Source organism: Limnoglobus sp., assembly GCF_059499385.1.
Genome location: NZ_JCABYM010000098.1, coordinates 22,414 through 33,332, shown reverse-complemented (window position 1 = coordinate 33,332; position 10,919 = coordinate 22,414). Strand labels below are relative to the sequence as shown.

Sequence of the window (10,919 nt, the reverse complement as noted above, 5' to 3'; positions counted from 1 at the left end):
GAGTACAAGCACTGGGTCCACGAGGGCGGCATCAGCAGCCCGCTCGTCGCCCACTGGCCGAAGGGCATCGCCGCGAAGGGGGAGCTGCGGAAGCAGCCGGGCCACCTCATCGACGTGATGGCCACCTGCGTCGATCTGAGCGGCGCGACGTACCCGAAGGACGCGCTGCCGTTGGAGGGCAAGAGCATCCGCCCGGCGTTCGCGGACAAGCCGCTTGAGCGAGACGCAATTTTCTGGGAGCACGAGGGGAACCGGGCCGTCCGCGTCGGCGACTGGAAGCTCGTGGCGAAGCACGGCAAGCCGTGGGAGCTGTACGACATCGCGAAGGACCGGATCGAGTCGCGCGATTTAGCGTCGTCCGAACCGGAACGCGTGAAGCGGATGGCGGTTCAATACGACACCTGGGCGAAGCGGGCGAACGTCGAGCCGTGGCCGGTCAACCCGGCGAAGAAGTGACTGGGTTTTCAGGCTGAAAGCCTGGGAGCGCTTAGCCCAGGGCAAGGAGCGCAGCGACGCCGCCCTGGGTCGGGGCCACAACCACCCCGCAGGCTGAAAGCCTGCGAGCGGCGAACGTGTCTCCGCGGCAGGCTCCCGCGCCCAGGGCGTTGCCCTGGACTGAGCGCTCCCAGGCCGTTGGCCTGAAGAGAAGAGAAAGGCCGACCCGAACGAGATTCACCATGCGCTACCTCCCTCTCCTTGTCCTCCTCGCCGCGATCCCGGCGGCCGCCGCGGACCGGCCGCCGAACGTCGTCCTCATCGTCGCGGACGACATGGGGTACGGCGACGCCGGCTGCTACGGCGCGAAGGACATCCGCACGCCCAACCTCGACCGGCTGGCGAAAGAGGGCACGCGGTTCACGAACTTCTGCGTCGCCCAGGCCGTCTGCACCGCGTCGCGGACGGCGCTGCTGACGGGTTGCTACCCGAACCGCCTCGGCATGGCCGGGGCGCTCAACCACACCAGCACCGTCGGCATCCACCCCGACGAGACGCTGCTGCCGGAGCTGCTGAAGACGAAGGGGTACGCCACCGCCCACTACGGGAAGTGGCACCTCGGCACGCGGCCGGCGTTCTTCCCCACGCGGAACGGGTTCGACGAGTGGGCCGGGCTGCCGTACTCGAACGACAACGGCCCGCTGCACCCGACCGTCCGCGGCATCCCGCCGCTGCCGCTCTACCAGCGCGACGGCTCCGTCACGAACGACCCGGACCAGTCGCAGTTCACGAAGCTGTTCACCGACCACGCCGTCCGGTTCATTCGGGAGAACAAGGACCGGCCGTTCTTCCTCTACCTGCCGCACGTCATGCCGCACGTGCCGATTTTTGCGTCCGAGCGGTTCCGCGGCAAGTCGAAGCGCGGGCTATACGGCGACGCGATCGAGGAACTCGACTGGGGCGTCGGCGAAGTCCTGACCGAACTGCGCGAGCACGACCTGGAGAAAAACACGCTCGTGATCTTCCTCTCGGACAACGGGCCGTTCCTGAGCTACGGCACGCACGCCGGGTCGGCCGGGCCGTTCCGCGAGGGGAAGCTCACGACGTTCGAGGGCGGCGTCCGCGTGCCGTTCCTCGTGCGGTGGCCGGGCAAGATTCCGGCGGGCTACGTCAGCAAGAGTTTCGTCACCGGCCTCGACGTGCTGCCGACGGTCGCGAAGCTCGTCGGCGCGGAGCTGCCGAAGCAGAAGATCGACGGCCGCGACCTGTCGGCCGCCTTGACCAGAGAGGCAATTGACCGAACGACCTATTCGGCCTTCGCCTACTACTCCGGCTCCGAGTTGCACGCGGTCCGGAACGGCCGGTGGAAGTTGCACCTGCCGCACGACTACCTGACCGTGGACGGCCCGCCGGGGACGAACGGCAAGCCGGCGAACCACGCGAACATGAAGCCGAGCGGCATCGAGGAGTCCGGCATCCGCGGCATCGCCAGCCGCCACGGGTATCGCGTCGAGAAGATCGGCCCGGCGCTGTTCGACCTGACCGCCGACCCCGGCGAGACGAAGGACGTGGCGGCCGACTACCCGAGCGTGGTGAAGGAACTGACGGCCCAGGCCGACGAGTTCCGCCGCGACCTCGGCGACTCCATCACCGGGGCGAAGGGGACCGGCCTTCGGCCCGCGGGCCGCGACACGGGAGGTCGATGATGTCCGGACTACTTCGACTGCTCGCGCTGGGGCTTTTCGTCAACACGGCCGCGGCCGCGCCGCCGAACGTGTTGTTCGTCGTCGCCGACGACCTGCGGACGGAACTCGGCTGCTACGGCTCCCACGCGAAGACGCCGAACCTCGACGCGCTCGCCAAGCGGGCGGTGCGGTTCGACCGAGCGTACTGCCAGCAGGCGGTGTGCAACCCGTCGCGGTCGTCGTTCCTCACGGGTCGGCGACCCGACACGCTCCACCTCTGGACGAACGGCAAGCACTTCCGCGAGCAGAACCCGGACGTGACGACGCTGCCGCAGTTCTTCAAGGCGAACGGGTACGAGACGCGGTGCGTCGGGAAAATCTTCCACAACTGGCACACGGCCGAGAAGGGCGACCGCCGGTCGTGGACGGCCGACGAGTTCCTCCACTACGCGAACCACGGCCACGACGCACCGGAGGTCAACGGCGAACTGCCGCCGAACCTCGCGAAGTCGATCGGCCGGGACTACGGCAAGGTCCCGGTGTGCGAGCGGCGGGACGTGCCGGACGAGGCGTACTACGACGGCCGCGTGAGCGCCGAGGCGGTGAAGACGCTCGCCGCGGTGAAGGGGAAGCTGTTCTTCCTGGCCGTCGGGTTCTGGAAGCCGCACGCACCGTTTAATGCGCCGAAGAAGTACTGGGACCTGTACGACGCGGCGAAGCTGCCGCCGTTCGACCCCGCCCGGCCGACGGCCGCCCCGGACGTGGCGTTCCACGACAACCGCGAAATCCTCGGCATCCCGCCGGACCAGGTGAAAGTGACCCCGGAACAAACCGCAGAGATGCGGCACGGGTACTACGCGAACGTCAGCTACATGGACGCGCAGGTCGGCAAGGTGCTGGCGGCGCTCGACGAGTTGAAGCTGGCGGAGAACACGGTCATCGTGTTCGTCTCCGACCACGGCTACCACCTCGGCGAGCACGGCCTGTGGGCGAAGACCTCGTGCTTCGAGCGGGACTGTCGCGTCCCGCTGATGGTCGCGACGCCGAAGATGCCGACGGCCGGTCGAACCACGAGTTCGCTCGTGGAGTTGGTGGATCTGTTCCCGACGCTCGTGACCCTGTGCGGCTTGCGTCCGCCGCCGGGGTTGGACGGCGTGAGCCTCGCGCCGATCCTGGTGGACACGGCGAAGGCGGTGAAGGCGGCGGCGTTCAGCCAGCACCCGCGGCCGGCCTACTCGGACCGGACGCCGACGGGGTTGCCGGACGCGATGGGCTACAGCGTCCGCACCGCGACGGCGAGATATACCGAGTGGCGGGACTGGAAGACCGGCAACGTGATCGCGACGGAGTTCTACGACCACGTCCGCGACCCGGACGAGATGACGAACATCGCCGCGAACGCGAAGGAACAGGCCGCGGCGCGGGAGGCTTTGCACGCCCAGTTTCCGCCGGAAAAGCGGTAATCTTGTAGGGCGGGTCAAGGCTTTGCGCCGACCCGCCGTCGCCCCGCAGGTTGCCGGGCGGTTCTCCCGTGTGGTTGCGGTCCCCCGGCGGGTCGGCGCAAAGCCTTGACCCGCCCTACAAAACTCGAAACAGCCGATCCCCTTTCCCCGTTGAGGGTCCGCCATGTTCGCGAAACGCTACGTCCTCTTCGCCCTGCTCCTACTCGCCGGGCCGCTCGCCGCGGCCGACAAGAAGCCGAACGTCATCGTCTTCCTCTCGGACGACGTGGGGTACGCCGAGTACGGCTTCCAGGGCAACAAGGAAATCCCCACGCCGAACATCGACTCGATCGCCAAGAACGGCGTGCGGTTCACCAGCGGGTACGTGTCCGGGCCGTACTGCTCGCCGACGCGGGCGGGGTTGCTCACCGGCCGCTACCAGACTCGCTTCGGCCACGAGTGGAACGAAGGCCCGGCCACGCCGAACGGCGGCCGCAAGTTCGGGCTGCCGGTCGAGGAGAAGACAATGGCCGACCGGATGAAGGCCCTCGGCTACGCGACGTGTGCCGTCGGCAAGTGGCACCTCGGCGCGGGGGACGAGTTCGTGGCCACCGCCCGCGGGTTCGAGGAGTTCTACGGGACCGTCGCGAACACGCCGTTCTTCAACCCGCCGCGGTTCATCGACAGTCGCAAGTCTCCGGCCGCCGGGCCGATCAAGGACGACAACTTCTACTCGACCGACGCCTACGGCGAGCGGGCCGTCGATTGGATCGGAAAGCAGAAGGACAAGCCGTTCCTACTCTACCTGCCGTTCAACGCCCAACACGCGCCGCTGCAGGCGACGAAGAAGTACCTCGACCGGTTCGCGAACATCGCGGACGAGAAGCGGAAGACGTTCGCGGCGATGATGTCGGCGATGGACGACGCCGTCGGCCGGGTGCTGGCGAAGGTCCGGGAGATGAACCAGGAGGAGAACACGCTGATCTTCTTCTTCAGCGACAACGGCGGGCCGACGCCGGTGACGACCTCGAAGAACGACCCGCTCCGCGGGTTCAAGGCGACGACGCTGGAGGGCGGCGTCCGCGTGCCGTTCTGCTTCCAGTGGAAGGGCACGGTCCCGGCCGGCAAGACCTACGACAACCCGATCATCCAGCTCGACATCCTGCCGACGGCGTTGGCCGCCGCGGGGGCGCAGCCGGAGGCCGGGTGGAAGCTCGACGGCGTGAACCTCCTCCCGTACCTGACCGGCAAGAACGACGGCCCGCCGCACGAGGCGCTCTACTGGCGGTTCGGCGAGCAGTGGGCGATCCGCAAGGGGGACTGGAAGCTGGTCGTCAACCGGATCGACGGCGTGAAGAAGCCGGCCGCACTCTACAACCTGAAGGCCGACATCGGCGAGGCGACCGACCTTGCTGCGAAGGAGCCGGACAAGGCGAAGGAACTGAAGGCCGACTGGGACAAGTGGAACGCGGACAACATCCCGCCGCGGTGGGTTCCGCAGCCGAAGAAGTGATGCTGTATTTGTAGGGTGGGCCGAGTCTTCGAGGCCCACCGTTACCCTTACCCCTCCCCCGGTGACCCAATGCTCCGATTCGCTTTGCCCTTCCTGCTCCTCGCCGCGACGCAGCTCCGCGCCGCCGAGAAGCCCAACATCGTCATCCTCCTCGCCGACGACCTCGGGCGGCACGACTGCGGGTTCATGGGCGGTACGGAGATTCAAACGCCGCACCTGGACAAGCTCGCGAAGGCCGGGGCCGTCCTCGACGCGCATTACGTCCAGCCGGTGTGCAGCCCGACGCGGGCGGCGCTCATGACCGGCCGCTACCCGATGCGGCACGGCCTCCAGGTCGGCGTCGTCCGGCCGTGGGCGCAGTACGGGCTGCCGCTCGACGAACGACTACTCCCGCAAACGCTGAAAGAAGCCGGGTACGCCACGGCCATCGTCGGCAAGTGGCACCTCGGCCATTTCGAGAAGGCGTACCTGCCGACGAGCCGCGGGTTCGACTTCCAGTACGGCCACTACAACGGGGCGCTCGACTACTTCACCCACGTCCGCGACGGCGGGTTCGACTGGCACAAGAACGACGCCGCCAACCGCGACGAGGGGTACGCCACGCACCTGATCGCGACCGAGGCGGCGAAGTTCGTCGCGGACACGGCCGGGAAGAAGCCGTTCTTCCTGTACGTGCCGTTCAACGCCGTGCATTCGCCGCACCAGGTCCCCGACGCGTACCTAAAGCCCTACGGGAAGCTGAAGGGCGAGCGGCAGAAGTACGCCGGGATGCTGGCCGCGATGGACGAGGCGGTCGGCAAGGTCGTGGATGCGGTGGAGAAGGCCGGCGTCCGAAACAACACGCTGTTCGTGTTCAGCAGCGACAACGGCGGCCCGGCCCCCGGCCGGGTGACGGACAACGGCAAGTTCCGCGCGGGCAAGGGGACGCTCTACGAGGGCGGCGTCCGCGTCGCCGCGTTCGCGACGTGGGACGGCAAGATCAAGCCCGGCACGGTGACAGAGCCGATTCACATGGTCGATTGGCTCCCGACGCTGACGAAACTGGCCGGCGCGACGGCCGAGCCGAAGCTGCCGCTCGACGGCCTCGACGTGTGGCCGGTGCTGGCCGAGGGGAAACCTACGCCGCACGCCGCGATCCTGCTGAACACGACGCCGACCACCGGGGCCGTCCGCGCCGGCGACTGGAAGCTCGTGTCGAAGAGCGGCGAGGACGACCCGGACGGCGAAGCCGCGAAGAAGGACGAGAAGGAGTCGGTCGAGCTGTTCGACCTAAAGGCCGACCCCTACGAGAAGACGAACCTCGCGGCGAAGCACCCGGAGAAGGTGAAGGAGCTGCGGGCCGTCCTCGCCGGGTACGCGAAGCAGGCCGTCGCGCCGAGGGCGAAGCCGAAGCCGAAGGGCTTCGTGACGCCGAAGGTCTGGGGTGAGAAGGAGTGAAGGGTGATAGGTGGTGGGTGGCGGGTTTTCTCACCCACCCCTTGTGCTGCGGGCGGGCGTGTGGCAAGATGACGTGGAGAGTTTTCGGAAAAGTCGATGACTTGAGGAGGAAGGATGGCTCGATTCGGAACTTGCCCGACTTGCCGTTCTCGGATTGCACGACGGGCCGAATCGTGTCTGTCGTGCGGTGAACGAGATTTCCTTACTCGTGCAATACGTCGCATGGCAAACGCCCCTTGCTACGACTGCAACTGTGTCTACGCCAATCGCGCGGGTCGGCCGGGGTGCGGCCGTTGCCACGGGTACGGATATGTCATCGTGTACATGAGTTGGTGGATCGATCAACGAACGGGGCTGGCGAGTAGCGAGACCCGCTGCGAAACCGCGCCAGATTCGTGGGAAGCCGAGCGGATAACAGCATCGTGAGTCGATGGACAGATGCCTTAGTGCGAACACATTCTTTTACCGGTACACCCGTTCACATCGAGCGCTAAAACTCCGCCACTGGAATACCTCGCTAATTCCGCTTTATCCCTTCCGTCGCCGCGCCCGGTCTTCGTGAGAATTTCTCATTCTCCCGTTGTGTTGCACTTCCGACTCGCACAACCCGTACCCGCCGGACCGTGCTCGCGCATCGTGGGGACGCCATGTCCGAACTCGCTCAGAACCCCGACTTTGTAGAATCCGACTTCGCACTCTCCCGGCCGCCCGACTCGACGCCGTCGGCCACCCCGTCCCGGCCGTTCGGCCTGCCGACCGTGCCCGGCTACGAACTGCTCGACGCCGTCGGCCGCGGCGGCATGGGCGTCGTGTTCCGGGCCAGGCACGTCCGGCTGAACCGGCTCGTCGCCATCAAGCTGCTGCCGAACGCCGAGACCGTCGAGGCGAACGTCGTCTCCCGGTTCCTGGCCGAGGCGCAGTCGGTCGCGGACATCAAGCACCCGAACGTCGTCGAGGTCTACGACTTCGGCGAGGCGGCGGTCCCCGGTCAGGCCGCGGCCGTGCCGTTCCTCGTGATGGAACTGCTCGAGGGCGGGCACCTCGGCGACGTTCTCGGCACGACCCGCGACCCGCAAGTGATCGCGACGACGCTGGCGAAGGTCTGCCGCGGCGTCGCCGCCGCGCACGCGGCCAACATCGTCCACCGCGACCTGAAGCCGACGAACATCCTGTTCACGAAAAACGGAGAGCCAAAGGTCGTGGACTTCGGCCTCGCGAAGCGGGCGATTTCGACGCTCACGCTGTCCGTCGCGGTGATGGGGACGCCGTACTACATGTCGCCGGAGCAGGCGAAGGGGAAGAGCAAGTCGGTCGGCCCGCCGACGGACGTGTGGGCGCTCGGCGTCATCCTCTACCAGGCGCTGACGGGCCGGCTGCCGTTCGACTCGGACAACCAGTTCTCGCTGCTGCACCAGATCATCACGGAGGAGCCGGAACCGCCCCGGGTCCACAACACTGTCCTGCCGCCGGTGCTGGAGCGGATCGTTTTGAAGTGCCTGATGAAGTCGCTGGAGCAGCGGTTCGCGACGGCCAGTGAGTTGGCCGACGTGCTGGAGCGGTTCGCGGCCGGCGAGGCCGTGGAGGTCGGCCGCCCGCCGCGGTCGCGGCCCGCGATCGACTGGGCGATGGTCGTGGTGATCTTCCTTCTCGCGGGGATGGCGGGGACGTGCTTCCTGATGTGGCAGAAGGAGGCGGCGGAGAATCAGCAGCGACGGGAACTCATTCTGAAGCGCGTGCCGCTATCGCCGGAGCCGTAACGTGGAACCCGGAGCGGTAGCGACGGGGTGTCTGGTTGGCAAACACCCCGTCGCTACCGCTCCGGGTTCCACTATTTATCAACGCGGGAACGCGTGCCGGTCGAGCCGAGAAAGAAAGTTCGATGGCAGAAACAGACACCGAACTTACACTCGCTAACTCCCTCGACCCGACCGACACGCATTCCCGCGGCGTTGTTCTGCCAAACTCATCGCGGGACGGCGCGCCGACCGGGCGCGGGATTATTCTTTTTTCTCGAATTGTCCCAGCAGCCGGGCCGCGTCCGCGTGGCGGGGGTCGAGCGCCAGGCATTGCCGCAGCTCGGCGGCGGCCGCGGCCCGGTCGTTCGCCGCGAGGCGGACGACGGCCGTGCGGTAGAGCGTTTCCGCCGCCGGTGCCCCGGCCGCCTTCGCACGCCCCAGGTCCGCGAGCGATTCCGGAAACGCCTTCTGCTTCAACCGAATCGCGGCCCGCTCCCAGAACGCCGGCCACAGCACCGGGTCGATCCCGACGGCGGCCGTGAGGTCCGCGAGGGCCGCGTCCGGGCGGTCGAGTTGGTGGTACGCCAGCGCCCGGTTGAACCGACACCACGCGGCCCGCGGGGCCAGGGCCACGCACGCGGTAAACGCCGCCGCCGCGTCCGCCGGCTTCTTCTGCCGCAACAGCGCGACGCCGTGATAGTAGTTCGCCCACAAGGACGCCGGGTCGAGCCGAAGGGCGGCCTCGAACTCCGGCACGGCCGCGGCGGGCCGCCCGGCGGCCAGGTGCGACCGCCCGGCCCAGACGTGGTCCCACGCGGACCGCGCCCGCGCGGGGCCGGTCGAAGTCGGGGGTTGGCCGAGCCGCCGGCGTTCGAGGTCGAGCACCGGTGTCGAACCGAACCGGCGTTCGAGTTCGTCCAGCACGGCCAGCGCCTCGCCGACCGCGGCCGGTCGGTCGGCGGCAGTACGGACGTGCAGGTCCGTGTGGATGATGCCCAGGTCGAACAGGTCGTCGGTCCGGCCGAACACGGCCGTCAGCTTCTCGCGTTCGTCCCAGACGGCCCGCACTTCGGAATGCAGCTTCCGGAGCTGCGCGTCCGTCAGCGGCTCGGCGACGCTCAGGAACCGCACCCGGTCCGCGAAGGCGTGTAACTCGTCCCGCGCGACCTCTCGTTCGGCGGCGCGGGCGGTCTCGCGGATCTCGCCGCGGAGGGCCGACTGGAACGGCAGCCCTTCGAGCCACTGTTCCGCCGTCCGAATCGCCTCCGCCGCCTCGGCGGGTTCGCGGTTCGCCAGGTGCGTCCGGCCGTCGGCGAGCGCGGCCTTCGCGCGGCCCGTCAACCGCCCGACGTGCGCGACGCCGGCGACGAGGCCGATGCCGATTCCCGCGAGGACGAACGCCCGCGGCAGCGCGGCCGGCCGGCGGCGACGCCACTTCTTCCACCGCTCGGCCCAGCTTCGGTTCCGCACGCCGGCCAGCGGCAGGTCGGCCAGGTGCCGCCGCAGGTCGGCGGCCAGCGCCGCGGCCGTCGGGTAGCGGTCCTCCGCCCGCGGCGCGGTGCAGCGGTCGAGGATGTCGGCCAACCCCGGCGACGCCGGCCGGCCGGTCGCGGCCAGGAATTCGCGGAGCGTCTGCCCGAGCGAGTACACGTCGGCCCGGCCGTCCACCGGCGTGCGGATCGGTGCGTTCGCCCGCACCGCCGCCATCGCCGCCACCTGCTCCGGCGGCATGTACTCCGGCGTCCCGCCGAGCCACGTCGGCGCGACCTCCCCGGCCTCGAGCGGGGCGCGGGCGAGGTGGAAGTCGAGCAGCATCGGCACGCCGTCGGCCGCGATCAGCACGTTCGACGGCTTCAAATCCAGGTGTAAGATGCCGCGGTCGTGGGCGTACTGAAGGGCGTCGGCGAGGGCCGCGCCGACCCAGCACGTCACGTCCGCCGGGGCGTCGGACGGCGACCCGGTGGCGCGGAGCAGGTCGCGGCCGAGCGGCGGGACGGCCAGCCGGCGTTGCAGGTCCGCGAGCGTGCAGCCGCCGAAGTCGGGCATGCAGAGGCCCCGTAGCCGCCGGTCCGGGAACTCGTGCGCGGAGTAGAGCGGGACGATGTTGCTGTGTTGCAGCCGGGCGAGCGAGAGGTGTTCCGCCCCGGCCAGCGGGCTGACCTTCAGCACGACGGCCCGGTCCGCGAGCGGCGACTGCTTCGCCCGGTAGACGCGGCCGTGCGACCCGCGGCCGAGTTCCGCGATCAGGGCGAATTCGCCGAGCCGTTGGCCGACCTCGGGAAATTCCGGCGGCAGGAACCGCGGGCCGAGGACCTGCTGACAGTCCCAGAGTGCCTGGACTTGCGCCCGCCACTGCGGGAACCGCGCTTCGAGTTCGGCGAGCGTGATCGGTTGGCGGTACTCGTCGCGGAGCGTGAGTTCTTCGGCGAGCAGCTCGATCGCGGCGTCGGGCTGGTGAAGCAGGTCGGGGTGGCGGCGGAGGAACTCTTCGGTGAGGTGAAAGTGCCCTTCTTCCCACCCGGCCCCCATCTCGTCGGCGAGCCGCTCGACGAGGGCGGAGAGCGGGGGTTTCAGGGCGGAACTCATGCGACCACCGGGACGGGATTTGTAGGGCGGGTCAAGGCTTTGCGCCGACCCGCCAGGGGGCCGCAACCACCATCGAGAGCGCCGA

At 68.8% G+C, this 10,919-nt stretch carries 7 protein-coding genes; 6 read left to right on the top strand and 1 reads right to left on the bottom strand.

Features of this window, described 5'->3' with window-relative positions; genetic code table 11:
* The 6 genes from AC5JJ2_RS17590 to AC5JJ2_RS17565 all read left to right on the top strand — a co-directional run.
* Positions 1-456 (top strand): sulfatase/phosphatase domain-containing protein (locus AC5JJ2_RS17590; protein ID WP_495859325.1); only part of this gene is annotated, 456 nt, incomplete at its 5' end.
* A gap of 221 nt (positions 457-677) precedes the next feature.
* Positions 678-2,141, top strand: a complete 1,464-nt coding sequence (locus AC5JJ2_RS17585) for a sulfatase family protein (protein WP_495859324.1) — start codon at positions 678-680, stop codon at positions 2,139-2,141.
* A complete protein-coding gene (locus tag AC5JJ2_RS17580; protein WP_495859323.1) occupies positions 2,141-3,583 on the top strand; it encodes a sulfatase in 1,443 nt (480 codons plus the stop codon). The genes AC5JJ2_RS17585 and AC5JJ2_RS17580 overlap by 1 nt, the downstream gene beginning before the upstream one ends.
* Positions 3,584-3,746: 163 nt before the next feature.
* Positions 3,747-5,075, top strand: coding sequence for a sulfatase-like hydrolase/transferase (locus tag AC5JJ2_RS17575; protein ID WP_495859322.1), 1,329 nt, complete (start codon positions 3,747-3,749; stop codon positions 5,073-5,075).
* Between the two features lie 69 nt (positions 5,076-5,144).
* Complete coding sequence (locus AC5JJ2_RS17570) at positions 5,145-6,512, top strand: arylsulfatase B (protein ID WP_495859321.1); 1,368 nt, start codon at positions 5,145-5,147, stop codon at positions 6,510-6,512.
* 647 nt (positions 6,513-7,159) lie between these two features.
* A complete protein-coding gene (locus AC5JJ2_RS17565) occupies positions 7,160-8,269 on the top strand; it encodes a serine/threonine-protein kinase (RefSeq protein WP_495859320.1) in 1,110 nt (369 codons plus the stop codon).
* 240 nt (positions 8,270-8,509) lie between these two features.
* Here AC5JJ2_RS17565 and AC5JJ2_RS17560 read toward each other — a convergent pair whose 3' ends face one another.
* Positions 8,510-10,834: a protein kinase domain-containing protein gene (locus tag AC5JJ2_RS17560; protein ID WP_495859319.1), complete on the bottom strand. Its 2,325-nt coding sequence runs from the start codon at positions 10,832-10,834 to the stop codon at positions 8,510-8,512.
* Positions 10,835-10,919 lie beyond the last annotated feature (85 nt).